General features: G+C 57.0%; 22 protein-coding genes and 2 pseudogenes. 12 read left to right on the top strand and 12 right to left on the bottom strand.

All coding sequences use genetic code 11. The annotated features are described in order from the left end of the window. Positions 1–4: 4 nt before the first annotated feature. From G410_RS0111980 to G410_RS0111970, 4 genes are all read right to left on the bottom strand, one after another. Complete coding sequence (locus tag G410_RS0111980) at positions 5–625, bottom strand: polysaccharide biosynthesis/export family protein (RefSeq protein ID WP_084489188.1); 621 nt, start codon at positions 623–625, stop codon at positions 5–7. Between the two features lie 155 nt (positions 626–780). Beyond that, positions 781–2079 (bottom strand): O-antigen ligase family protein, encoded by a 1299-nt coding sequence (locus tag G410_RS17790; protein ID WP_162604095.1) that lies wholly within the window; start codon positions 2077–2079, stop codon positions 781–783. A gap of 161 nt (positions 2080–2240) precedes the next feature. Beyond that, positions 2241–4232 carry a polysaccharide biosynthesis protein gene (locus G410_RS16610; RefSeq protein WP_156851949.1) on the bottom strand — a complete coding sequence of 664 codons (1992 nt, stop codon included), beginning with the start codon at positions 4230–4232 and terminating at the stop codon, positions 2241–2243. Positions 4233–4333: 101 nt separating this feature from the next. Continuing rightward, positions 4334–5470, bottom strand: a complete 1137-nt coding sequence (locus G410_RS0111970; RefSeq protein ID WP_022673898.1) for a glycosyltransferase family 4 protein — start codon at positions 5468–5470, stop codon at positions 4334–4336. 5 nt (positions 5471–5475) lie between these two features. Here G410_RS0111970 and G410_RS0111965 point away from each other — a divergent pair, with 5 nt between their 5' ends. Further along, entirely contained in the window at positions 5476–6729 is a 1254-nt protein-coding gene (locus tag G410_RS0111965; protein WP_245559360.1) for a DegT/DnrJ/EryC1/StrS family aminotransferase, read from the top strand. 12 nt (positions 6730–6741) lie between these two features. Here G410_RS0111965 and G410_RS0111960 read toward each other — a convergent pair whose 3' ends face one another. Both G410_RS0111960 and G410_RS0111955 read right to left on the bottom strand, forming a co-directional pair. Beyond that, entirely contained in the window at positions 6742–7362 is a 621-nt protein-coding gene (locus G410_RS0111960; protein ID WP_028971388.1) for a NeuD/PglB/VioB family sugar acetyltransferase, read from the bottom strand. Next, on the bottom strand, positions 7362–7952 hold the full coding sequence (locus G410_RS0111955) for a sugar transferase (protein WP_022673895.1): 591 nt from the start codon (positions 7950–7952) through the stop codon (positions 7362–7364). Before G410_RS0111955 ends, G410_RS0111960 begins: the two co-directional genes overlap by 1 nt. Positions 7953–8595: 643 nt before the next feature. Between G410_RS0111955 and G410_RS17785 the strand changes: the two are divergent. The 3 genes and pseudogenes from G410_RS17785 (at position 8596) to G410_RS18470 (ending at position 10468) form a co-directional block, all read left to right on the top strand. Next, a pseudogene (locus G410_RS17785) lies at positions 8596–9376 on the top strand (IS5 family transposase). 757 nt (positions 9377–10133) lie between these two features. Continuing rightward, positions 10134–10301: pseudogene (locus G410_RS18475) on the top strand (CobW C-terminal domain-containing protein); the annotation flags it as partial. A gap of 8 nt (positions 10302–10309) precedes the next feature. After that, on the top strand, positions 10310–10468 hold the full coding sequence (locus G410_RS18470) for a GTP-binding protein (protein WP_084489209.1): 159 nt from the start codon (positions 10310–10312) through the stop codon (positions 10466–10468). A 381-nt stretch (positions 10469–10849) separates the two neighbouring features. Here G410_RS18470 and G410_RS18405 read toward each other — a convergent pair whose 3' ends face one another. From G410_RS18405 to G410_RS0111910, 5 genes are all read right to left on the bottom strand, one after another. Beyond that, the gene (locus G410_RS18405) at positions 10850–10990 is read right to left on the bottom strand and encodes a hypothetical protein (RefSeq protein WP_022673891.1); all 141 of its coding nucleotides are present in this window, start codon (positions 10988–10990) and stop codon (positions 10850–10852) included. Between the two features lie 136 nt (positions 10991–11126). Beyond that, the gene (locus G410_RS18400; protein ID WP_022673890.1) at positions 11127–11351 is read right to left on the bottom strand and encodes an SDR family NAD(P)-dependent oxidoreductase; all 225 of its coding nucleotides are present in this window, start codon (positions 11349–11351) and stop codon (positions 11127–11129) included. After that, complete coding sequence (locus G410_RS0111920) at positions 11348–12541, bottom strand: zinc-dependent alcohol dehydrogenase (protein ID WP_022673889.1); 1194 nt, start codon at positions 12539–12541, stop codon at positions 11348–11350. The genes G410_RS18400 and G410_RS0111920 overlap by 4 nt, the downstream gene beginning before the upstream one ends. Further along, positions 12541–13197, bottom strand: coding sequence for an SRPBCC family protein (locus G410_RS0111915; RefSeq protein WP_022673888.1), 657 nt, complete (start codon positions 13195–13197; stop codon positions 12541–12543). The genes G410_RS0111920 and G410_RS0111915 overlap by 1 nt, the downstream gene beginning before the upstream one ends. Before the next feature lie 17 nt (positions 13198–13214). After that, a complete protein-coding gene (locus G410_RS0111910) occupies positions 13215–15302 on the bottom strand; it encodes a catalase (RefSeq protein ID WP_022673887.1) in 2088 nt (695 codons plus the stop codon). 261 nt (positions 15303–15563) lie between these two features. Between G410_RS0111910 and G410_RS18020 the strand changes: the two genes are divergently transcribed. The 8 genes from G410_RS18020 to ligD all read left to right on the top strand — a co-directional run bounded on the left by G410_RS18020 (position 15564) and on the right by ligD (position 24172). Next, positions 15564–15770, top strand: a complete 207-nt coding sequence (locus tag G410_RS18020) for a hypothetical protein (RefSeq protein ID WP_156851948.1) — start codon at positions 15564–15566, stop codon at positions 15768–15770. Between the two features lie 146 nt (positions 15771–15916). Then, positions 15917–16900 carry a glycosyltransferase family 2 protein gene (locus G410_RS0111900; RefSeq protein WP_156851947.1) on the top strand — a complete coding sequence of 328 codons (984 nt, stop codon included), beginning with the start codon at positions 15917–15919 and terminating at the stop codon, positions 16898–16900. Beyond that, a complete protein-coding gene (locus tag G410_RS16595) occupies positions 16893–17987 on the top strand; it encodes an acyl-CoA dehydrogenase family protein (protein ID WP_022673884.1) in 1095 nt (364 codons plus the stop codon). The genes G410_RS0111900 and G410_RS16595 overlap by 8 nt, the downstream gene beginning before the upstream one ends. Next, complete coding sequence (locus G410_RS0111890) at positions 17984–18715, top strand: PIG-L deacetylase family protein (RefSeq protein WP_022673883.1); 732 nt, start codon at positions 17984–17986, stop codon at positions 18713–18715. The genes G410_RS16595 and G410_RS0111890 overlap by 4 nt, the downstream gene beginning before the upstream one ends. Continuing rightward, positions 18705–19328, top strand: coding sequence for an SAM-dependent methyltransferase (locus tag G410_RS16590; RefSeq protein ID WP_022673882.1), 624 nt, complete (start codon positions 18705–18707; stop codon positions 19326–19328). The genes G410_RS0111890 and G410_RS16590 overlap by 11 nt, the downstream gene beginning before the upstream one ends. An 8-nt stretch (positions 19329–19336) precedes the next feature. Beyond that, positions 19337–20566: a DUF389 domain-containing protein gene (locus G410_RS0111880; protein ID WP_245559358.1), complete on the top strand. Its 1230-nt coding sequence runs from the start codon at positions 19337–19339 to the stop codon at positions 20564–20566. A gap of 288 nt (positions 20567–20854) precedes the next feature. Beyond that, positions 20855–21679 (top strand): non-homologous end joining protein Ku, encoded by an 825-nt coding sequence (ku, locus tag G410_RS0111875; protein ID WP_022673880.1) that lies wholly within the window; start codon positions 20855–20857, stop codon positions 21677–21679. Between the two features lie 3 nt (positions 21680–21682). Beyond that, complete coding sequence (ligD, locus tag G410_RS0111870; protein WP_022673879.1) at positions 21683–24172, top strand: DNA ligase D; 2490 nt, start codon at positions 21683–21685, stop codon at positions 24170–24172. 153 nt (positions 24173–24325) lie between these two features. Here ligD and G410_RS0111865 read toward each other — a convergent pair. After that, the coding region (locus G410_RS0111865) for an integrase core domain-containing protein (protein WP_022673878.1) at positions 24326–24553 on the bottom strand (228 nt) is incomplete at its 5' end.

The raw sequence follows: 24553 nt of genomic DNA, 5'->3' as shown, positions 1-24553 counted from the left end.
AATCTCAGTTACCGCCATTTTGCAGCAGTAAAATTAAGGGTGTCGTGGCCAGTGGAAGGATTTGCAGAAGATCCCGGAAAAGGCGGCGCTGCTTACTTTCGCCGACAACAATGATGTCCGAAGGGAAAACATCTGGATCCTTATAATTACCACGTCGGATCGCGCCGAGATTGTATAGGCCGATATAGCTGTTGCCCCCCACATCGCGTCGGATGATGACATCATCTAGGTCCGAGAACTCGGTGGGGCCGCCGGCGACGGCAACTGCACGCTGCAGCGTCATGCGCCCGGTTACGGGATATATACCGGGACGCGCAACCGAACCGTCCACAGCCAGGGTCTGACTCGTGGTTTCTTTAAGATTGATCGTTACCTGAGGGTCTTTAACATATCGGCCACGGAGACGACGCTCGATCTCCATTGCTATGTCCGCCGGCCTTCGACCGGCGGCCTCGATAACGCCGATGAGCGGAAAAGCAAGTCTCCCAGACTCGTCTACCTGAACTTCGCGTTGCAGTTCCGGAACGCCGAATACCTCTATGCTTATCCGATCGTTCGGACCGATAAAATAGCTACGCGTGGGGCGCGTATAATCTGCTGGCTCGGGTGAAGGCAGTTCGCCCATGGCCACTGGCTGAACCGATGGAGCCAGACCAATCGGGCCCGGTGCACTGGAACATGCGGCACAGGAAAACGCCAAACCTAAAACAAGCACCCTAAACATCAGTCTTTGGCCTCTCATGACCCGTCGTAAACGCTCACGCCAGCTATCTGATTGTCTCACTGCCGTAAACCGTCTTTGCCCAGCGGCCGACGTGAAGAAGATGTGCTATCCTGCTGCTGCATCACCACCACCCAGCATATTAGCAGAACCTGTAAGATAGGGGTTCTCAAAGGATAATCCAAAACAGATGCGACTGCGAACATGGCCGGTGGTGCCAAGATTGTAATACGATTGAGAAGAACGCCCCTATGCTGGCGCAGTGTATGAAGACCTGCACGTAAGACCATTATCACAAAAGCAGCTAATAAAACTAATCCCAGCAGCCCATGTTCTAAGACAATTTGAATCCAATCATTATGCGCCTGATTGAGATACGTATTGCTTAGCAGTGAAGTCGGCTCTGCAATTTTATAGACTGCTGCGAACGACCCTGCGCCCGAGCCTATTGGCCAGTATGTGCCGATGAGCTGTAAAATTGTAGGCAAGGCCTCGAACCGCAATTCTGCGGTCCAGTCATAACCGCCAGCTTCTAATCCCCCAACATTTTGGAGCGATGCCATAAGCGACCCTGCCACAACCAGAAGCAGGACAATAAGGCCACTTGCTATCAATCCAAGGCGCCGCTTAGCAGTTACTGCAAGATTACCGCTCGTGCCTGCAGTTGATGCAGCAGAATACGCCTTCTTGGTGAACTGCCCACCAAGCGTTAAAGCCGCTAAAATTAAGGCTAGTGCGGTAAGTACAATCCCAGATCGCGATCCGGTGAGGATGGCAACCAAAGCAAACAGTAGCGCGGCGGCGAGAGCAGCTAGCCACCGGCTTTTGCGCCTTTCCGGCCGACGATAGCCCCATAACGTAGCGACTGGAATGGACGTCGCAAGAAAGGCCGACTGATGGTTTGCATTAGAAAATAGACCGACCGATACTCCGCCATTTGTTACGGCATAACTGTATAGCGGCCCGTCTGGAGGCCCAAGCAGCTGCATAAGACCCAATATAGAACTGGCAAATGCCACAGCAAGCCAGATGAGCAATAGCACTTTTCGGTCACTTGGGTCGACTGCAGCAAACAGCAGTAAAGCCGCTATTGGGACGAAAAGAGAAAACAGGACATTCCACGCACCCGCCGGAGACATGGCTGCCGGACGCCACAAATCTGACCAGCCCAAAAGAGCGTCGGTGTGGCCAATCAGGGCACGGCCCGGTAATTCGTGCCAGAGCGAGGAGGGAAGCGGAATAAGCTGCCATCCGACTACCAACACGGCGGACAGAAGCAGGATCAATGGGAAGCGGACAGAACGCAAACGGTTAGGCGGCATGACTAGTAAAGCATAGGCCCCAAATAGAACGGCCATGGGACGCAAGACTATGAGGGAAGTTATATCGGCTCGGCTGCCTCCGCCCGTCAGCGCTACAAGCCCTACGAACAGAGACAGCGCAAGAAGTCTGACCTTGGCCGTCGCCATGCGTGTGCGCAAAGTATAAGGAAATCTTGCAGCTGGTTTTAGCGCTGTCATCAAAAGTGTCTCGCAATGGCCGGGTCAGAAGTTGGAAACTCTGGCGGCGTAACTGGTTTTTGATTGGGTCCGGCTCCGGATGGATCAGGTTGATAACCCTTCACCAATTCGTGCAGCAATTCACGAATGGCCAGTCTATCGCCCGTATCCGTTGCTCTTTTTATGCTGTTGAGTGCTGGGGCGAGCGTCTTCCATGTTAGCTTTTCCTCACGCGCCCGATATATGCGGGAATGATCGGTCGGAGAAGATTCCAGTCCGATGAGCAATTCTTCGAACAATTTTTCTCCGCTCCGCAAGCCGATCTCGACGATTTCGATATCGCCTTCGGGATGGTCGGCATCGCGGACCGTTCTACCCGACATCTGGATCATCGACCGGGCCAGATCGTAGATCCGAACCGGTTTGCCCATATCTAGCAAATAGACTTCGCCGCCTTCCGCCATCGCACCGGCCTGGATGACAAGCTCAGCAGCCTCCGGAATGGTCATAAAATAGCGCGTGATATTCTTGTGGGTGAGCGTGACCGGCCCACCTGCGGCAATCTGACGCCGAAAATGTGGGACAACCGATCCGGAGGAACCGAGCACATTACCAAATCGCACCATCGCAAAAATCGTACGATTGCCCTCTCCACTCGCGTCGTCCAGCGCTTGCAAGATCAACTCGCAGATTCGCTTTGAAGCGCCCATGACATTGGTCGGCCGCACAGCCTTGTCTGTACTGACTAGAATAAAACGTTCTACATTGGCTTTTATTGCTGCTTGAGCGCAGTTTAGTGTCCCGATCACATTGTTGCGCACGCCGGCGATCAGATTGACTTCAACAAGGGGTACGTGTTTGTATGCCGCGGCATGATAGACGGTATTTGGTCGCCAGGACTCAAAAAGCCGGGCAACAGTTGCTTCGTCGACCAGTGAGCCGAGCTCTGGCACGATTATACTCTCGATTGCGTCGGTACCAGCAACAGCCCGCAATTCGCCGTCAATCGCAAAAAGGGCGGCTTCAGTCATTTCGAATAAAATCAGTTTTTTGGGGCGTTGTTTTAATATCTGCCGGCAAAGTTCACTCCCGATAGAGCCGCCGGCACCGGTCACCAGCACGGTCTTACCGGTTATGGCTCGACCAAGAAGCTGGAAGTCTGGCGTTACCGGTTCGCGGGCAAGTAGGTCCGTCACCTCGATGTCGCGCAAATCACTGACCGAAACCTCACCGGCGACGATTTCATGCAACCCTGGCAAGATCTTTACGTGCGCGCCATGAGACCGCAGGCGTTCCACAATGGCAGCGCGTTTGCTCCGCTGGAGGCTAGGCAAGGCCAGCAAGATCAAGTCAATTTGACCGTCTTTCAAGGCTGCTTCGGTATTAGCCAAAGAAATGATTGGAACGCCTTCAATCCTCTGACCCTGAAGCGAAATGTTGTCATCGCAATAAGCAAACAGATTATATTTGGTTTCATGTTGCAGCAAGGTCGCCAGCTTCCGGCCAGCAACTCCGGCGCCGTATATTAGAACGCGTTGGTGGGCTTCATCACCTTTGAATAGATCCATCAGAAAATATCGAGTTACAATTCGGCTCACAGCAACAATTGTAAAAAATATCACCGGAAATATAACGCTTACAGTCCTCGGTATTCCTGGCATACTGATGAAGCCGAAGAAAACGACCAAGGGAACCGCGATGACAAAACATGACCGCGCTATTTGACCTAAGCCATTGGGGCCATGAAACCGGAAAATATTATTGTAGACACCGCGAGCGAAGAACGTCGTGATAGAAATCGCTAGGCCCGTGATGAGGAATATCAGGAATGAGCGATCGAACCATGGGAATTGGCCCAATCGCAAGCTAAAAGAAATCCATATCGCCAGAACACAGCTGAGGCTGTCGCTAATTGCAGCTAAGAGACGTTTGGAGCTGCGTCTTGCATTAAGCAAATGCATTATTCGGGGTCGAAACCATCCAATAAAAATATTGGCTGCTAAATCGGTCATAATGAGTGCGTTCTAGACGTCCTGTGCATCGCTATCCGCCCCGCCTTCGCGTTGGACGTGAGCCCAATCTCTGCCGTGAGCCAAACAACCTCGGCAGGTGCCTAGGAGCTTTCGGCTTTAACGTCGAGGCCAAGATGCCGGAACATAGAGTGATTCACCTTTTCCACGGCATATTTGGACGCGCAGCGGCGCCAGGCTGCGTCCGCCATTTCGGTGCGAAGACTGGAGTCGCGCGCCAACCGCCGCATGGCGTCCGCTAGAGCAAGCGTATCGCGCGGCGGCACCAACATACCGCTGACATTGTGCACGACAGTCTCGCGGCAGCCCGGCGCGTCGCTAGTTATGATGGGTCGGCCCGTCGCCATCGCCTCTAAAACTGAACGCGGCGTACCTTCCCGGTAAGAAGGTAGCACAAATATCGAGCAATCGGCCAGCGCCGGCCGCACGTTATCCAAAGCACCGATATAGTTAAGGCCCGCGCTACGCCAGCGATCGAGGTCCAAAGGATCGATACCATCCGGGCCTTCATCAAAATAGCCCGCCAAGGTGAAGCTTGCCGAATTCCCTTCCGCCAGCAATTTGGTAGCAGCTTCGCCAAATTCACGTACGCCCTTGTTGCCAATCAGCCTGCTAACCATCAAAAATCGGGGTGCCTGTGGCAGAGCGGCACGCCGATATTGTCGCATGTCCACGCCGGAGCCATCTACCAGCCGTGATTTACTCGTATCTTTCAATGCTCCTGCTGCGATAAAATCATCTCTGTCATCCGGGTTTTGAAAAATGACGGTCTTGTTTGCCGACGTTGCCGACCGCCAGAGACGTTTCGCGACCATAGATATCAGGCGATGCCGAAGTCCGGAATTTGCGATGAACGCATATCCCAAGCCGGTGATCAGCGAGACGGACTCCACGCCAGCGGACCGTGCGGCAAAGGCGCCCCAAATGCATGGCTTAATGGTGTAATTTAGAACCAGATCCGCGTTAGTTTTGCGTATAAGGTGAAGCAGGCTGGCACGATAATGCAAATCGGCCCGCAGATTAGTCCCGGTCCGAGCGAGCGGGACATTGTGGGCAACCACGCCTAAATCGAGCAATTGCTCTGCAATCTTGCTTGTAAGACCGGGCGCGCTGGCGTGAACCCGGTGCCCCGCCTCCACTAGCGTCCGCAGCAGAGCACCGCGAAATTCGACCAGCGACGCGGCGAATGAAGCGTTGACGAGTATCGTGCGTAGAGCCATGCAGCGTGCTATTAGTGAGCGTCGCCCTTACACGCAATATACGTGTTTTGGAGGCCGCAAACCGCTTCTTGGAATCGTTCATGCTCAATACTTCTGTTTCGCCGTGGCCAGTTTTTGACGAAGAGGAAATCGACGCCGTTTCCCAAGTCTTGCGCTCTGGCCGAGTCAACTATTGGACTGGGGACGAGACACGCCAGTTCGAGCAGGCCTTCGCCCAATTCGCAGACTGCGACCATGCGATTGCCGTGGCGAACGGGACGCTGGCCCTCGATCTTGCCCTAAAGGCCGTAGGCGTTGGCCCTGGGGACGATGTCATAGTGACCCCGCGAACCTTCATCGCCTCAGTCTCAAGCGTAGTCGCGGCGGGCGCACGGCCTGTCTTTGCGGATGTTGACCGGAGAAGTGGAAATATATCCCCGGATACCATTTCAGCTGTCCTTACAGACCGTACACGCGCGATTATTCCGGTTCATCTGGCAGGATGGCCGTGCGACATGCCGGAGATACTCAAGCTCGCCGAGCCACGGAGTATTTCTGTTATAGAAGACTGTGCGCAGGCGCATGGCGGGCGCATCAACGGTCGCTCGGTCGGCAGTTTTGGCGCTGTAGGCGCGTGGTCCTTTTGTCAGGACAAAATCATGTCTACAGGTGGCGAAGGCGGCATGGCGACCTGTAACGATCAGGATCTGCGACTGCGCATGTGGTCCTACAAGGATCATGGAAAAGATTGGGATGCCGTCTACAAGCGTGAACACCCGCCGGGATTCAGATGGCTTCACGAAAGTTTCGGCTCCAATTGGCGGATGCTTGAAATTCAGGCCGTTATCGGAAACATACAGCTACGGCGAATGACGCAATGGCACAACAGAAGAGCTGCGATTGCGCAGCGTTATGTCGATGCACTCAAGGCCTTCCCTAGCGCCCTTCGCGTCCCGCTGCCAGACGCGGAGTTCACACATGCATGGTATCGGTTCTACGCATACACTCAGCCTGACGGTTTGCGGGCCGGATGGAATCGAGATCGCATTGTAGAAGAGGTGCGGCGGAGCAATATACCCCTGTTTCAAGGCAGTTGTTCGGAAGTCTACAGGGAAAAGGCTTTCGACGGGACAGGCCTTAGACCCAAAGAACCGTTAGCAGCAGCTGTCGAACTAGGGGAAACAAGCCTAATGTTTGTTACTCATCCCACATTGACAGATGAGGATGTGGACAAGATTATTGAAACCTTTTCTACCGTAATGAAAAAAGCATCAGCTTAATCATAAGGTACTTCAAGAAGTTAAAGAACGCGCCGGATTGCCGGCAACGATTGCTCCCGCTGGAACATCCTTTACCACGACAGCCCCCATTCCAACCACTGCCCCCTGTCCGATCCAAATACCTTGCCGGATTGAGGCCGCCGCACCGATATAAGCGCCATCGCCAATCGTCACCGAGCCGTTGCAGCAGACCCCTGGCGCAAACGTTACGAAATCGCCAATCACGCAATCATGCTCCACGTAGGAGTGCAGATTGCAGTGGAAGTGCCGACCAATAGTAACATTGCTTCCTATCGTACTCCTTGGAGAAATAATTGCGCCCGATTTCCACGACGCGTCATCCATAACGATCAAATCATTGGCTAGGATATCGTAAAAACCAAGGCCGGCTGCAGTACATTTATACGCCAGTATTTTCCGGATCGCAGGCTGGGAGATTGCAATAGTGATCAGTCCGCCATCTATTTTAGCGAAGTCATCGAAGGATAGTACTTCAGCCCCATTGCACTGTTTGGCATTTGGCGCGTCATCTACAAATACAAGCCGATCGTCAGGAAATTGCGTGCGTGCCACCGGCATGACGCTGCGTCCGCATCCGCCCGTTCCGTAGATGCCAAGGGTTCTGCTGGTCACTAATTATTGCCTTTAAAAGGGGCCATAGTAGCGTCGCTTGCGCTGGAAATGCCTTTTCGGCGAATCACAATTAGAATAGTGCGCCAGAGAATTTTTAGATCCAGCCAGAAAGACCGATTGTCGACATACCAGACATCCGCCTCAAACCTTTCATTCCAGCCAAGCGTGTTTCTACCGGATATCTGGGCCCATCCTGTTATGCCGGGCCGGACCTCATGTCGCCTCTTCTGTGTATCATTGTAGAGAGGTATATAAGCCATCAGTAGCGGCCTGGGGCCTACAAGGCTCATATCTCCTTTGAGCACATTCCAAAGCTCTGGAAGCTCATCGAGACTGGTGGATCGGAGAAACCGGCCAAAGGGAAGCAATCTATCAGCGTCGGGCCGATCGGTTCCATCTTGATTGCGCGCTTGGGTCATTGACCTAAATTTAATCATTTCGAAGGGCTTGCCGTCTAAGCCTGGCCGAGTTTGCCGAAAGAACACCGGGTCTCCAAGGCTCATTCTGACCGCCGACCATATTACGGCCAGCAGCGGCATTAAAAACAGTATGAGCAGGAGCGACACGGCAATATCGAACGAACGTTTCATCCTTTGGCCCGTAAACCGAAATACCTAATCACTTCAAGCTTTAGCTGACTCATTCGCTTACGACGAAAGTCCGAGAAATGGCGATAGGAGTACTTCGCTAAAAATAAAACAAATTTACGGGTCTAATGGCCTCGGCCGGATCAACACGTCGCGCTTTTTTGACAAGTGTTTTGACGACCTATTGCTAATGCTCTGTATTTTTCGAATTTGGTCTTTGACATCTAAGTTATCTGTAAAGTTTGGAGACGTTGCTGGAAATTGGGTCATGCCATCAGAGGTTCAGATGAACTGGGCCATCAACTTAAAAAGGTGCTTACGCAAAAGGCGGTGACCGAATAAAAGTTCTAGAGAGCGGTGTTGGCGATGCGTTGTATTTCTTTATTTATTTGTTTAGCTAATTCGAGATTGATAACGGCATCATAATGGGTTTTGAAGTCGCCGTTTGAGACTGACTGCCATTTAACCTACGTCATATTGCGGAAATCTCGCTCCTAAGGATTATGGGCGGACATGGCAGAACGATACAGTTCGTATGCCTGTAGCTGTTATCAAAAAGCTTGGCACACCTAGGCTCAGGACCTATTAAATCGCTTGCGTGCAGTATGATTGGCTGATTCAATGGCGACGCTGAGGAGGCGTTGCCATGAGTGATTTGATCTGGTTGTCGGAGGCGCAGATGCGCCGGATTGAGCCGTATTTTCCGTTGTCGCATGGGGTGCCCCGGGTTGATGACCGCCGGATCATCAGCGGCATCATCTTCGTGATCAGGAACGGCCTGCGCTGGCGTGACGCACCCGCAGACTATGGCCCGCCCAAGACGATCTACAACCGCTTCATCCGGTGGAGCCGCATGGGCGTGTTCAACAAGATCTTTGCAAGTCTGGCGGCGAAGGGCGGCAAACCGGACCAGTTGATGATCGATGCAACCCATTTGAAGGCTCACCGCACTGCTGCCAGTCTACTCAAAAAGGGGCTGTACCCCGACGTATCGGGTGCACCAAAGGCGGCCTGAACTCCAAGCTGCATGCGGTCTGCGATGGTCATGGCCGCCCACTGATCATGCTGCTCAGCGAAGGCCAGATGAGCGACTTTAAGGGCGCGGCGCTGATGATCGGCGCCTTCCCGAAGGCCAAGGCCGTGCTCAGTGATAAGGGCTATGACGCCGACTGGTTTCGAGAAGCCCTGGCAAAACGCAAGATTGCAGCCTGCATCCCGTCAAAGGCCAATCGCGAGGTCCATGTTCCGCACCACGTCGTGCTCTACCGCCAAAGACACAAGATCGAAAACATGTTTGGAAAACTCAAGCCTGTCCTGAGCCTGTCGAAGGGGACTGGCGCCGTATTCACACTCGCTACGACCGATGCGCCCACACGTTCATGTCCGCTATCTGCATCGCCGCAACCGTCATCTGGCTCAATCAATGATTCCTGATCCTAAATGTCGGGCCGCCAATGAGCGAGCTCGTGACGATCAGTAGAACCGTTCCGGTTCGTCTCAAGCGCACCGGACTGGCTCTAAAGCTGGTGCTACCATCGAACAGGGCAGTAAGGAGCAATATAGATACCAAGCTTGTTCGCGCCATCGCGCGAGGCCGCGACTAGTGGCATCAGCTGAAGGACAATCCAAAAGTGACGGTGACGGACCTTGCAGCACGCGAAGGAGTGACCTAGTCCTACGTTACGCGAATGACCAGGCTCGCGTTCTTATCTCCCGCCGTCATCGAACGCGTTCTCGCCACTGACATGCCGACCGAGTTCTCGCTAAACTGAATCCTGACAGCCAGGAAGATTCCTGCCGACTGGATCGAACAGGCTATTAGATTCGCCTCACCGGGTTGATTGGTCTGCATTCAAATGTCGTACTGCCGAAAAGCCGCCTGAAGAAAGGGCGGCTTTTTGGCTGAAATGGCATCGGAGAAACGCTCTCCGCAGTCGCGCCTTCTTACCGGAACGCCGCAGAAATGCGGGCTCATTCTGCCAAGCTATCGTTCTATCTCAATAACTTGAGACTAGCTGGCGGAGCGGGTGGGATTCGAGCTAACCCGCTAACTTTCGACTATGTTTGGTTTTTGTTGCCTACTCTTTTCGGAATACCCTTTGTCATACCCCCTAATAACCACGAACATGGCAGTCACGACACGACGTCCAAAACGGCCATGACATCAATTAACACGACGATCGTATTCGATCAGTCTCGCTGGGGTCAGATGAACCGCTTTCGGGTCATGCGGCCGAACGATGGCTTGATGCGCTGATGATCTTTCGCAGCCAGGACATGCTGCGAACCAAGGACATCCTCAACCTGAAGGAATTTGATCGGCCGCTGGTGATCCATGGCGTCAAGCACATCTTCCTGCCATCATACTCGACAAATGGCCAAGCGATGACCGGCGAACGCGGATTGTCTTCATTACGCAAAATATCGACGAGACGAAGCTGCACGACAGGCTTGGCCGGCTGACCCAAGGCATTTCGCGCTTCGAGGTGCACGGGCCTGCCGATTCTGGGGGGGACTAAGATCATTCCGCGATCGCAAAGAGATCAATGTTTCCCGTAGTCGGAACGCTCGTCCGGATGATGTCCACCGGCGTAAGCGAATTGCTCGTCGGCTCGGATCATTTTGCCTGAGACAACCGGCGGTGCATTTGGGCGACAACCTCCGCGGGCAGGAGGTCGGCAAACAGATCCTGCACTTTGTTCATGATGCCGCTGACCTCCTAAGTCCCCCCTTTCAGCAGCACCTGATAACCATCCCGGGCGACTTTCGCCGGGTCTGCCTTGCTGGCCGACTGGCGTGTTCTCCATGCTCGCCCGATCGAAGAAGTTCGTGTCAGTCACACCGGGTATCAGGCCCGAAATCACGACATCAGTATGCTTGATCTCGTTGGCGAGGCCGACTTAGAAGTCGTTCACGAACACCTTCGTCGAATTATACATCAATTGGTAGGCGCGCGGCATGTCGCCCGCGATCGAACGGGTCACGAGGATACGGCCCCGTTCGCGCATCACCATGCGCGACCCGATCTTGTGGATCAGCAAGACCGTGCCCTTTGCATTGGTGTCAATTATATGGGCGATGTCTTACCAATGCTCGAGGAAGAATGCGTCGCCCAGGCTATGTCCGGCATTGGCGACCAGCACGTCGACTTCGCGGTCGCCGATCTAGTGCATCAGGTCATCGATGCCCCCTCGCGCTGCCCAAATCCACTTCGATCCGTTCGACCGAAACCGTCCCGCATTCATGCAAGGTGGCCTCGGCGGGGGAGAAATCGCAGTCCGCGGCGATCAGCAAATCGCATTCATCCTTGGCCGCAAACTTGGCAAGCTCGAGGCCGATCCCGCTGGACGCGCCGGTGACGACACAGAAGCCAGACAGCTCGTCGATCGGGTTCTTGCTCATCCTGCGCCCTCCTTCTCCATCCCGGGCTTGAGGATCACCTTGGTCCAGCTATTCTGCTGCTCGCGGAAATTCTTGTATCCGCGTGCGGCGTCTTCCAGCGGAAGGCGGTGCGAGATCAGGAAAGTAGTGTCGAGCGTGCCATCCTCAATCTTCTCGAGCAGCGGCTGGGTGTATTTCTGTACGTGGGTCTGGCCCGAATTGACCTTCAGCCCCTTCTCCATCAACGCGCCGAGCGGGAACTTGTCGGTCATCCCGCCATAGACGCCCGGGATCGACACCCGTCCGCCGGGCCGCACCGCGAGGATCGCCTGCTTGAGTGCGGAAGCTCGATCCGCACCCATGCCGACCTTCTGCTTCACCATGTCGATCATGTTGTCGACCGCGAAGCCGTGCGATTCCATGCCGACCGCATCGATCACCGCGTCCACGCCGATACCGCCGGACATTTCCATCAGCGCTTCGCGCACGTTGGTAGTTTTGAAATTGATCACCTCTGCGCCAAGCTGCTTCGCAAGTTCGAGCCGATGAGGATAGTGATCGATCGCGATCACCTTGCTCGCCCCCATGACCAGCGCCGACTGAACCGCGAAGAGGCCGACCGGGCCGCAACCCCAGACCGCCACCGTATCGTCAGGCTGAATCTCGGCATTCTCCGCCCCCATCCAGCCGGTCGGCAGGATGTCGGACAGGAACAGCACCTGATCGTCTTCGAGATGGTCGGGGATCACGATCGGGCCGACATCGGAGAAGGGGACACGGACATATTCCGCCTGCCCGCCGGAATAGCCGCCGGTGAGGTGAGAATAGCCGAACAGCGCCGCCATGGGATGACCATAGAGCGTAGCCGACATGTCTTGCTTTTCCGCCGGGTTGGAATTCTCGCAGGCCGAATATTGCTGGATCTTGCAGTGGAAACAGCCGCCGCAGCTGATGGTGAACGGCACCACCACGCGCTGGCCCTTCTTCAGCGTGCTGCCCTTGCCGGTTTCCACGACCTCGCCCATGAATTCGTGCCCCAGGACGTCGCCTGGCAAGGCGCCGGGGATCGCGCCGTCATATAGATGCAGATCGGACCCGCAGATCGCGGTCGATGTGATCTTGAGAATCGCATCGCGCGGATTGATGACTTGGGGATCGGGTACGTTATCCACGCGGACATCGTGCGTCCCGTGCCATGTAAGTGCACGCATTATGCGTTCTCCTGTTGCTTGGCTTCGCGCGTTTCGCTCCTGCGGTGCGCAGAGGTGGCGATTTCGCCGGTTTCCATCAGCATCTTGAAGCGCTTGAGGTCGTGCCGGGCCTGCACTTCAGGTTCGCGCAGAAACGCCTTTGCGATGGACCTGCCGACCGCGCCGCCGGGTGCATCATATTCGATCCTCAAGGAAACGCGCGTGCCCCGGTCTCCCGGAGCCGGGCTGAACCTTACCTCGCCCATGATCTCGATGTCGGATCCCTCGACCGATCGCCACGCTATGCGCTTGTTCTCGACCTCTTCGGCAATCTCGGTCTTCAGCGCGATCGTGCCCCCGCCGGGTGCCTTGACCTTCCAGACAGCGCCACCTGTCGGCCCGCCCTGCTTGGCGATTTTCTCGACATTCTCCATGAACTCGGGAAGATTGCAGAAGTCGCGCCAATATTCGTAAAGCTCTGCCGCTGGCTTGCGGATCGTGACCGATCGCCCGACCAGCGCATGTTCGGCCTGGTTGCTGCGCCGCGCGAACTGCGGGGCATCGTCGTTTCCGCCGCTATGACGCCGGCCGAGGAAAATGCCGAAGGCGGCGGTGCCCACAGCCAGTCCTACCGCGACCAGACCACCGGCAATCCCGGCTTCCTGTTTGTGCTTCATCTCGACTTCCTTTCCGATCAGTCCTGCTTCACGCTTTCACGGTCCCAGAAGCGCAGCTTGCCGCACTTCTCGATGAAATCGCTCACCGCATCCTTGCCGGAGGAGACATCGACGAAGCCGTCGTCCATCCAGTTCCACACGCCCGCCGTTTCGAAAAGCGGCTTCACGGCAGGCACGTAGGCAACGAATTTGGCGTGGGCGAAGGCATCGTTGACGAAGTCGATGCTCGGCTTGTCGGTGTTGTAGCGCTTGGCCGAAGCATCGCTCATCACCACGGCAACCGCGTCATAGGTCACCGATGGACCGCCATCGATCTTCTCGTCGGCTTCCATCATCTTGCCGTCGGACAGCTTCGCCCCCGCGACATGCGGCGCGACGATCTCGACCATTCCGCCCGCGGCGGTCGCGGCGTCTTTCAGCCCCTTGACGACATCCGCATCAGCGCCCTCGGCAATGTAGATGCCCAGCTTGCGGCCCTTAAAGTTGCCAGGACCGTTCTTGATGATCGACAGCGCAGGGCTTTCGGGCAGATCGGTGATCGGATCGCGCGCGGCGGGGACCTTATCGGGAAGTTCGGTGAGCCCGAGGCCGTCTGCAACCTCCTGTGCCAGGCCATCATCGATATGGCGCAGATGGCCCACCATTCGCTTTCGGATATCCATTCGCTCGACCTTGGACAACTCAAACGTCAGCGCGTTGGCCATGTGCGTCTGCTCGACCGGGGTCTGGCTGATGTAGAACTGGCGCGCCTGGCTGTAATGATCGGCAAAGGTTTCGCTCCGCACGCGGACTTTCGGGCCGGAAACTTGCGCCGGATAGCTTTGGAAGCCGTTCATCGGGCAGGCACGCGGGCCGCGTTCTTCCCCGGTGCCCTCGCCCCAGCTGTTGGGTTCATAATTGGCACGCCCCTTCGGATTGCTCATCGCCATGTGCCCATCCTGCTGGAAGTGGCGCACGGGGCATTTGGGCGCATTGATCGGCAGATGGGTGAAGTTGGGCCCGCCGAGCCGCTTGAGCTGCGTGTCCAGATAGCTGAAATTGCGCCCCTGCAGCAACGGATCGTCCGAATGGTCGATCCCCGGCACGATGTTCTGCGTACAAAAGGCGACCTGCTCGGTCTCGGCGAAGAAATTGTCGACATTGGCGTCAAGCGTGAGTGTGCCGATGATCTCTACCGGGATCTGCTCCTCAGGAATGATCTTGGTCGCATCGAGCACATCGAATTCGAAGCTTTCGGCGAATTCCTCGTCGAAGACCTGAATGCCCAGGTCCCATTGGGGGAAGTCGCCCGCATCAACCGCGTCCCACATGTCGCGGCGATGAAAGTCGGGGTCCATCCCGTTGACCTTCAGCGCTTCGTTCCAGACCACCGACTGAAGTCCCTGCTTCGGCTTCCAATGAAACTTCACAAAATGCGACTTGCCCTCGGCATTCACCAGCCGGAAGGTGTGGACGCCGAAGCCTTCCATGAAGCGGAAGGAGCGCGGGATAGTACGGTCGGACATCTGCCACATGACCATATGCATGGCTTCAGGCGTCAGTGTTATGAAATCCCAGAAGTTGTCGTGCGCACTTTGCGCCTGTGGAAAACCGCGGTCGGGGGCGGGCTTCACGGCATGGATCAGATCGGGAAACTTGATGGCATCCTGAATGAAGAACACCGGGATATTGTTACCGACAAGATCCCAGTTGCCTTCTTGGGTATAAAACTTCGTCGCAAAGCCACGCACATCGCGAGCCAAGTCGGGTGAGCCCTTGTTGCCGGCGACGGTCGAAAAGCGCGTGAAAGTGGGCGTTTTAACGCCTTCTTCATTGAAGACCGCTGCGCGCGAATATTGCGGGATTGCTTTTTTTAACTCGAAATGACCATGAATACCGTAGCCGCGCGCATGGACGACACGCTCCGGAATGCGTTCATGGTCGAAATGAAAGATCTTTTCGCGCGCGATATGATCTTCGAGAAGCTGCGGCCCGCGCGGGCCGGCGGTCAGCCAGTTCTGGTCGTCTGCAATCGGATGGCCCTGCGCAGTGGTCATCACATCATCATCGCCTCTGGGTTTCTGATGGTTTGCGCCTCCGTCGGAGAGTTCGAAGTCGTCGGTCATGGGCCAGTCCTCAATATATTGACATCGCGGCATGAAACGTTGACCAAACGCTATTGTTTCAGGAAATTACTGAATTATTTTGGTATTCTAGCGTACTTATCAAATGTTATACAAAGGGTGTCCGAGCAGACCACTACGCCGGATAGCAATAGCAAATGATATTAATGCCTATGTCCTGTGGAACACTTTCTCTCATGGTATCGTTTTCTGTCGCATCCCACTAGCGGTGGCCGCTGCAGTTGACGAAAAGGAGACTTGAAGATGTCAGCCCCTGCAAGTCTGACGCATTGTGATACCGAAAAACTCTCCGATTTCTGGTCGGCGAATGACCAAATGGACAAGGTTATCCGCGACCTCTTCGAAAAGACCAATGACGAAACGCTTTGTGCAATCGCCGAGGATCTCTATCCCGCTGGCGCATGTTTGAGCGACCCGGCACTGCGCAGCGTCAATCGGGACGCCAAATGAGAGGGACAATTCCGACCGGAGGCATGCCCTTCCAGCCGACATCTGGGTTACCGGCCGGTCATACGGACAAACCAATAACTAGGCTTTCGCGTAGGGAAGATGTTGAACTTACAGCGCTGCTGTCCTCCCCACCCTTCGGCGGGAAAGTGGAGCTTTTGAACATCAGAGGGGCGCTTGAACGCGACAACAACTTTGCCGTTTCAATCCCTGTACGAAATGAAGAGCGTCGGCTTCCGGCTACGCTCGATGCTCTCTCGACGGCCATCCGCGCAGTGCCCGGCAAAGGTTGCGCGATATTTGTGCTAAACGATAGCATTGACCGGTCCGGCGAAGTGATCGAGCGCTGGGCGCAGCTTACAGATCTTCCCACTCTTGTCGTTGAAGTCGCTTTTGCGCCTACTATCCGCAATGCGCCCCATTGCCGCAGACTTGCCCTCGACATCGGGGCGCGGGCGGCACCCTTTGGAGCTTTGTTTACCAGCGACGCCGACACGAAGGTGGGCGGCCGCTGGATCGAGAGCGGGCTCCAAAGCTTGTCTGACGGTTATGACCTTGTCTGTGAAGATGTTCTTTTGGACGACGAGGAACTCGCTGCATTGCCACGCCAAGTGCGCGAGGTGGGCGATACAGAACGCGCCTATTTCGACATCTGCGATCGCCTGTGGCGCTACTGGACCTACGAGCGCGCAGGAACATTGGCTTTGCGTCCATCAGGTGCGAGTATCATGATGAAGACAACAGCCTATCTTGCGATTGGCGGTCTCCCTACCCCCGGCATGGGCGAAGATCGGGCGCTTTGCGAAAAAATGGCCGCTTCGAAATATGCGATTAAAGCGCTGGAGAACATCGGAACCCGCACCTCAGCGCGTATCACAAGCCGCGCGTCGGGCGGATGTGGGGATGCCTTGGCCGACCGCGCTAACTCAACAGATCCAATGTGTGACTCCCGGCTCAAGCCTGTCTGGTTGTTGTACGATGAAGCTGCACGCTGGCTGAAGGTTCACAAGTGCCCGGCCCCAGGCTCCCACGCGATACCCAAAACCAGCGGCCCATTAACGTTCGTCGCTGTGCAACGCGAACTGGAAATCGCCCGCAAGCTTGCTTCCGCATGCGGTTTGACCAATGCTTGAGGGGGCTATTGTAAGCGAGATCGAGGCCGTCGTCCGGAAACTGGCCCCCGCCTCGGATGAGGTGGACGGTGCTCTCGACAAAGAAGTGGCGTTGCTGGCCACGCGAGGCTGGTTGCGCGCCTGCTTGCCGACACGATGGGGCGGTGAGGGCTGGGGCTGCGAGCCGGCCGGTGCGGGCGATGCATTCGACGCTTTGCGCAGCTTGGGCCGGGCTAACCTATCACTTGCTCGACTGTTCGAAGGTCACATGAACGCCGTTAAACTTGTGGTCTTTTATGGGAGCGAGGAAGCTGGACATGGCATGGCAGTCGCAATTGCCGCAGGGGCGCTTCTCAGCGTCTGGGGCGCCGATGAGCCAGGTGACCCCCTCAGGTTCGAGCATCTCGGAGATGCCTTGGCGCTGAAAGGAACCAAGCGATTTGCATCCGGGCTCGGGGTCGTTAGCCTTGCGGTGGTTACGGCTGCTACAGAGAAGGATCAGCAGTTGCTGCTCGTTCCGGCTAGCAGGCCGGATCGCTTTGATCTTGCGGCGTGGTCTATGGGGGGGATGCGCGCCACCCAATCGGGGCGGTATAATTTCTCGGGCGTTCAAACGGGGGTAGATGCGCTGATCGGTGCTCCGGGCGACTATCCACAAGAACCGCATTTCGAAGGCGGTATCTGGCGCTATTGCGCAGCGCATCTCGGCGCGGCCGAGGCGCTGTATGATGCGATGCTGATCCATCTGAAGGATAGCGACCGGGCGCATGACACCAACCAGCAGCGCCGGATCGTCGCCAGCGCCATCGCGATCGAGACAGCCCGGCTATGGCTACTACGCGCAGCCAACGAGGTGGAGACCCCCGGGGCCGAGCCTGAGAAGGCCGCTCTATCCCTGCTCGCGCGCGAAGCTACCGAAGATGCGTGCCGGCTGGTCGCGGAGAGCGTCGAACGCGCACTCGGCATGGCCGCGCACATCGAAGGTTCATTCGTGCACCGGACCATGCGGGATCTGCGCCTCTTTCTGTGTCAGGCGGCGCCTGATGCGAAGCGCGGCAGGGCTGCCGAGGTCCTGATCACGCGGTCCGCGCGCCCAGAGCAGTTATGAGCGTACCCACTGCCCCCGAAGGCGCCGTACTTCGCGCGGCCCAGGATGCGCCGCACGTATCGATCGATGCGCTGGCGCAGCCCGGTCGCCTGCTAATCGTCGCGCCGCACCCCGATGACGAGACGCTGGGTTGCGGAATGGCATTGGCGGCGGCTTTGGCCGGGGGACGGCAGGTCGCGATCCTTCTTTTGACCGATGGTGAAGGCTCCCACCCGAATTCACGCAAATTTACCGCCGAACGCCGCATTGCAATCCGCTCCGCCGAGCTCAACAGCGCGCTGGAGACGCTCGCTTCCGGGCAGACAATCCCGGTGGTGAAAGCGCGGTTGCCCGACGGCAAGACGACCGACAGGGACGCCGCACGAGCCGTGAACCGCCTCTACGAACATTGCTGCATCGCGGACGCGAACACAATCTGGTCGACCTGGGCGCATGATCCACATTGCGATCATCGCACTGCGGCCATTTTGTCGTGCATGCTTGCGGAGCGCTCGCATGCAACGCTGTGGAGCTTTGCCGTCTGGGGCCGGTTCGGGAAGCGGCCGGTGCCGGACAAGCTGAGTCTTTTCTCCGACAGCCGCTTCACAGGCGCGAAGCGTGAGGCAATGGGAGCCTATGCGTCGCAAATGGGTGGTGTGATCGACGATGATCCAACCGGTTTCACGATGCCGCCTGCCTTGTTCGAGCACTTCGCCAGCCACCCCGAGATATTTTTTCATGAGCGATGACCAATCTGATCGTCGCCAAACATTCGACGCGCTCTTCGCGAGCGACCCCGATCCATGGGGCTTCGAACACAGCGAATATGAGGCGACCAAACGACATGCGACGCTCGCCATACTTTTTCCCGATCGGTTTAAAAGGGCGCTGGAAATTGGATGTGCAAACGGGATTCTGACTGCGGAACTTGCCACCATATGCGAAACGGTTCTCGCCCTCGACGTGTCGTCCGAAGCACTGCAGCTTGCGGCACGCCGCGTCGGCACCTTGGGAAATGTCTCACTGGCCCGCGCCGAGGTCCCCCGAGAATGGCCCGACGACACGTTCGACCTGATCGTGTTCTCCGAGATCCTCTATTTCCTGTCTGAGGACGAGATTTCGCAGGTCGCTCAGCTCGCGTGGAAAAGCCTCACCGAAGAAGGCGTATGTCTGCTGGTGAACTGGACCGGCCCCAATGATCTCCCGCTCAATGGGGCCGAGGCATCCGAGATTTTCACGCGGGATCTGCCCTGGCTCAAAGCCGCAGACGGCGTGTGGCCGCTGTACAGGATCGACCGTCTGCACAAGGCACGTGGCCGGGGGGAACCGCGAGCAGCTGCGGGGGATATATGCGACAAATAGCGCTAACTGTGCCCACAGAAGCTTCCGCAAGGGTCGCAGAAGCTGCGGGCCAAGCAGGCGCTTCGATCTTCGCCGAGATCAATGCCCATCGTGGCGACGATCCGTGCCGCCTGTTCATCCTCGAGGTTCCGAACGCGCGCGTCGAAGACCTGTTCGGTGCGCTGGAAAATATCGAGCCCGTGCGTGCCAGTTTCCTTCCAGCCGGCATCCTTTCACTCAGGTCTCCGTCCAGCGAGCCCGAAACGGCAATGCTGGATATCCAGCCCCGCAGCCCCTTGGAAATATTTCTAGGGGCTCTCCAGAGCATCGGATCATGGTCCGGTTTTCTCGGCTATTCGGCGGTAGCCGGGGTCATCGTGTGGGTTGGCCTTTTTACGCAAAGCGTGTTCTTGCTGGTCGCCGCCATGCTGATTGCACCGTTTGCAGGACCGGCGATGACTGCGGCGCTGGCCACCGCCCGGGGAGATGCGAAGCTGCTCGGCAGGTCATTGCTGCGCTACGTGGCCGCTCTCGCGACGACGATCACGATCGCCTTCGTGCTGAGTGTGGTGTTCGACCAGCATATTGCCACGGAGCTGATGGTGACCACCAGCCAGCGCTCGACAGTATCGCTGCTCCTGCCACTGGCAGCGGGCGTGGCGGGAGCTTTGAATCTCGCGCAATCGGAGCGCAGCAGTCTGGTAAGCGGGGCGGCGACCGGCATGTTGATCGCGGCCGCGCTGGCTCCTCCTGCCGGCCTCGTCGGGATGGGGCTCGCAATCGGTCAGACCGACATCGTGAACTCCAGCCTGTGGGCGCTCGCCATCCAGATTGTAGGCATCAATCTGGCAGGGTTTCTCGTCTTCCGCATCTACGGGATGAAAAGCAAAGGTGCGCGATACCCTCGCGGAAAAACTATCGTTTCGATGGTCTCGGTTATCGTCAGCCTCGGCGGGCTTGCGGGCCTGATCGCCCTGCAGTTTTCGCACGCACCGGAATACCAGCAGTCATCGATTGCCCAGCGTATCTCAGCGAGCGTCAAGCAGCAGGTGGAAGCTCGGAGCGACATTGCGCTGGTATCGGTCGACGCGCAATTTAGCCGCCAACGTAGCCAGGGGGAAAACCCTGTCTGGGTCGATACGCGTATTCAGGGTAGCCTTTCAAACGCTGAAAGCGACGCGCTTTCTGGGGCCCTTGCCAACCGGATCGAACATGAGTTCGGCATAGACGCTCTGGTCAACGTGACGGCTATCCCATGACCAAAACATATTGCTCACATGAACCAGGCAAGTGCAAGCCCGTGGCTCATCGAAGATTGACTCAACATTGTTGGCTTGGCGGAAAGCAATTCACGTTCGCACCTTGAAGAGAGAGAGAGGGAGAGTAGGACAACTGTCGAGGGAGAACCACGATCGTCGAAGCAGCAGCAAGTTCCAGTCCGGGATTGTCGAAGCGCCGCACAGATATCCATCGGTTCGCAAGCTGCGTTATCGAAGTGGCAACCAAGCGCCAACCTCGCGTGTTTCTGCTTTTAGAAAGGAGATTTTGTGGCGGCACGCGCTTATTGGCAAGGACAGATCAGGCTTGCACTGGTCTCGATTCCAGTGGAGATTTACTCTGCTTCTCAAAGCTCGGCAAAAATTAGTTTTCGCCAGATTCACGAGCCTTCAGGCAAGCGTATTTCTTACGAAAAAGTGGTCGATGGTATCGGCCCGGTTGACCGCGAAAACATCATCCGAGGGTACGAGCTGTCCAAGAACAACTACGTCCTGCTTGAGGATGAAGAGATCGAGGCGGTCAAAATTGAGAGCAGAAAGACGCTCGAACTGGTCCAGTTCGTCGACCAGTCGGAAATCGATCCGCTCTATTTCGAAAAGCCCTACTATGTTGTCCCGAAGGACGATCTGGCTGAGGAAGCGTTTATCGTGTTGCGCGATGCGCTGCGCAAAGCGAAAAAGACCGCGCTGGGCCAGCTATCCGTTCGCGGACAAGAAAAACTCGTCGCGATCAAGCCCTGCGGCAAGGGCATGCTGCTGGAGACGCTGCGCTATGCTGACGATGTGCGCGAGGGACAGAAGTTCTTCGACACCATCGGCGAAGATGAACCTGAGGAAGAGCTGCTCGATCTCGCCAGCACGCTGATTGAAAAAAAGACCGCGCCCTTCGATGCGAGCGAGTTCGAGGATCGCTATGCCGAAGCGCTCAGGAAGCTGATCGACAAGAAAGCCAAAGCGAAGGGCAACAAGACGATCATCGAAGGCGCCGGCGAACCCTCCGGCGACCGGGGCAATGTGATCGACCTGATGGCCGCTCTGAAGCAGTCGGTCGATGGGGAGAAGCCCGCGAAGGGCAAGAAGAAAAAGAGCGCCTAGGCCATGGCCCGGAAAGACGACCCGCTCGCCGCGTATAACGCGAAGCGCGACTTCACCCGCACGAAAGAGCCCGCAGGCACGGCGGGCAAAAGCGGCGAGGACCGAATCTTCATGGTCCAGAAGCACGACGCTACCCGGCTGCACTGGGATTTGCGGCTGGAAGCGGACGGCGTGCTCAAGAGCTGGGCCGTGACCAAAGGCCCCTCCCCTGACCCCGACATCAAACGCCTGGCTGTGCGGACCGAAGATCACCCCATGGACTACGCCACTTTCGAAGGCACTATTCCGGCCGACGAATATGGCGGCGGCACGGTGATGCTGTGGGATCGCGGTACCTGGCATCCGATTGATGGCAAGAGTGCCGACGATATAGAGGAAGGCCACCTGCATTTCGTGCTTCATGGTGAGCGGATGAAGGGCGAATGGCTGCTGATCCGCATGAAGCCGAAGAAAGGCGAAAAACGCGAAAACTGGCTGTTGCGCAAGCTGGACGATGCATATGCGCAAGACGGAGACGTGCTGGTTGAACAGGCCCTCACCAGCGTCGATACTGGCCGTTCGATGGCGGAGATCGCAGCGGGGCGCGAGCCTAATGGGGCGACCGGGAAGGACGAGGCGGTCGAACCGCTCGCGAAAATGAAGCAGGCCCGCCGTAGCAAGAAAGCCAACCAGGCCCCAACCTTTCGAAAGCCGCAGCTCGCTACGCTGGTCGACGAGGCGCCCGCTGGCAACGGCTGGATGCACGAGATCAAGTTCGACGGCTATCGCGCACTGATCGCCATCTCGGGCGAGGATGTCACCGTGTGGACCCGCAACCAGAAGGACTGGACCGATAAGTTCGGCCCATTGGTAGAAGCGCTCGCTGCGCTTGACCTGCCCCCTGCCCTAATCGACGGCGAGATCGTCGCGCTGGATAGCGATGGCAATCCCGATTTTTCGACCCTGCAATCGGTGCTCAAGCGCGGGCATGGATCGCAGGGGCCAAGGGACAAGCTCGCCTTCTTCGCTTTCGACGTAATCGAGATCGACGGAGAGGATCTGACCGTTCACTCCAATATCGAGCGCAAGGAACGGCTCGAAGCGCTCCTTCGCGGTGCCGAGCCGCCGATCCATCTCGCCGACCATATCATCGGTGCTGGCGAGAAGCTCTATGTGCAGATGTGTAAGGCTGGACAGGAAGGGATCATCGCCAAGCGTATCGACACGCCATACCGCCACAGCCGGACAAAGAACTGGGTTAAGGTCAAGTGCATCCAGCGGCAGGAGTTCATCGTGGTCGGGTGGTCCGAAAGCTCCGCCAAGGCGCGGCCTTTCTCCTCGCTACTGCTCGCGACGAAAGAGCGCGACACTATGTTCTATCGCGGCAAAGTGGGCACCGGGTTCAACGGCGACGATCTGGACCGGCTCGCCCGCAAGCTCGATCGGCTGGAGCGCAAGACGCCGCCGCTCGACGTAGATAAATCTCACGCACGAAGGGCGCATTGGGTTACGCCCAAGCTGGTCGCCGAAATTGCCTTCGCCGAGCTCACGGCGGAAGGCCGCGTTCGCCATGCCAGCTTTCTCGGGCTGCGACAGGACAAGGATGCAGATGAGGTCGCCAGCGAGGGCAAGAGCTCCGCCCCCGCTCCGAGCGCAAGCGTGGAAATATCCAGCCGTGACCGGGTGATCTTCCCCGGCAGTGGGGAGACCAAAGGCGACCTCGCCGATTACTACGAGGTCATCACACCGGTCATGTTGCCCTTCGGGGCTAAACGCCCGCTCAGCCTCGTGCGCTGTCCGCAGGGGCGCGCCAAAAAGTGCTTTTTCCAGAAGCACGGCAATAGTGGGTTAGGAGACGCGGTGAAGGCGGTCCCGATCAAGGAGAAGGACGGCGGTACGGAGGACTACCTCTTCATCGAGGATAAGCGCGGCCTGCTCCAGTGCGTGCAGATGGGCACGATCGAGTTTCACGGCTGGTGCGCACGCACTGGTGCGGTCGAGAAACCCGACCGGATGGTATTCGATCTCGATCCCGATGAGGGGCTGGACTTTGCAAGGGTGCGGGATGCGGCAATGGACCTGCGGAAGCATTTGGCCGACATCGGGCTGACCAGCTTCGCCATGGTGACGGGCGGCAAAGGTATGCATGTCATTGTACCGCTGACGCCCGGCCATTCATGGGAGGCGCACAAGAGCTTTTCGGAAAGGTTCGCCAAGGCGCTCTCGCAAGCCCAGCCCGACCGCTTCACAGCCACGATGAGCAAGGAAAAGCGCAAGGGACGTATCTTCATCGACTGGCTGCGCAATCAGCGTGGCAGCACGGCGATAACGCCCTACTCAGTCCGTGCTCGCGCAAATGCTCCAGTGGCCGCGCCGGTGGCATGGAACGAACTAGCCGGGATGAAGGATGCGCGCGGGTTCACCATTGTGAACGCCAAGCAGCTGCGTGACCGAGCCGAATCCAAGAACCTCGCCGGCTGGGGCTTTGCCGATCAACACTTGCCTGATGTATGAAAACCTAGTTCTTGGGCACACCTGTTTCGCTCGCAGATTTCCGGTACGAGAAGAAGGCAGCTAAGCGTTTGCGCGGCTTTGTCCGTCGTCAGAACATTTGGCACAACTCGCGGCGTAGTCTTGCGGAGTGTGGGCTTCGACTGATGGTTGGTTTTAGGCGGCGAGCCTGCGGTGTTGCAAGCGCCGATATTCGAGGGTCTGTCGCTTGATCCTTTCTCTTCTTTTGATGATCGTCGGTGCCCTGCCGAAGTAGGCATCGGCGGGTGTCACATTGTCGAGGCTTTCGTGGTAGCGCTGGTGGTTATAGTGCTCCACAAAGGCCTCGATCTGGTTTTCGAGATCGCCGGGCAGGAAGTAGTTTTCCAATAGCACGCGGTTCTT

Origin of the sequence: Novosphingopyxis baekryungensis DSM 16222, from assembly GCF_000420305.1 — a bacterium.
GTDB lineage: Bacteria > Pseudomonadota > Alphaproteobacteria > Sphingomonadales > Sphingomonadaceae > Novosphingopyxis > Novosphingopyxis baekryungensis.
The sequence above is the reverse complement of the archived record's forward strand: the minus strand, read 5'-3'. Positions and strand labels throughout refer to the sequence as shown.

Coding starts and splice junctions, on each gene's coding strand:
- G410_RS0111890 (WP_022673883.1), top strand. CDS start 17,984: ATGAGCGTACCCACTGCCCCCGAAGGCGCCGTACTTCGCGCGGCCCAG.
- G410_RS18020 (WP_156851948.1), top strand. CDS start 15,564: ATGTCAGCCCCTGCAAGTCTGACGCATTGTGATACCGAAAAACTCTCC.
- G410_RS0111970 (WP_022673898.1), bottom strand. CDS start 5,470: ATGGCTCTACGCACGATACTCGTCAACGCTTCATTCGCCGCGTCGCTG.
- G410_RS0111920 (WP_022673889.1), bottom strand. CDS start 12,541: ATGCGTGCACTTACATGGCACGGGACGCACGATGTCCGCGTGGATAAC.
- ligD (WP_022673879.1), top strand. CDS start 21,683: ATGGCCCGGAAAGACGACCCGCTCGCCGCGTATAACGCGAAGCGCGAC.
- G410_RS0111910 (WP_022673887.1), bottom strand. CDS start 15,302: ATGACCGACGACTTCGAACTCTCCGACGGAGGCGCAAACCATCAGAAA.
- G410_RS16590 (WP_022673882.1), top strand. CDS start 18,705: ATGAGCGATGACCAATCTGATCGTCGCCAAACATTCGACGCGCTCTTC.
- G410_RS0111980 (WP_084489188.1), bottom strand. CDS start 625: ATGGGCGAACTGCCTTCACCCGAGCCAGCAGATTATACGCGCCCCACG.
- G410_RS16595 (WP_022673884.1), top strand. CDS start 16,893: ATGCTTGAGGGGGCTATTGTAAGCGAGATCGAGGCCGTCGTCCGGAAA.
- G410_RS0111915 (WP_022673888.1), bottom strand. CDS start 13,197: ATGAAGCACAAACAGGAAGCCGGGATTGCCGGTGGTCTGGTCGCGGTA.
- G410_RS0111955 (WP_022673895.1), bottom strand. CDS start 7,952: ATGAAACGTTCGTTCGATATTGCCGTGTCGCTCCTGCTCATACTGTTT.
- G410_RS17790 (WP_162604095.1), bottom strand. CDS start 2,079: ATGGCCGTTCTATTTGGGGCCTATGCTTTACTAGTCATGCCGCCTAAC.
- G410_RS18400 (WP_022673890.1), bottom strand. CDS start 11,351: ATGAGCAAGAACCCGATCGACGAGCTGTCTGGCTTCTGTGTCGTCACC.
- G410_RS16610 (WP_156851949.1), bottom strand. CDS start 4,232: ATGACCGATTTAGCAGCCAATATTTTTATTGGATGGTTTCGACCCCGA.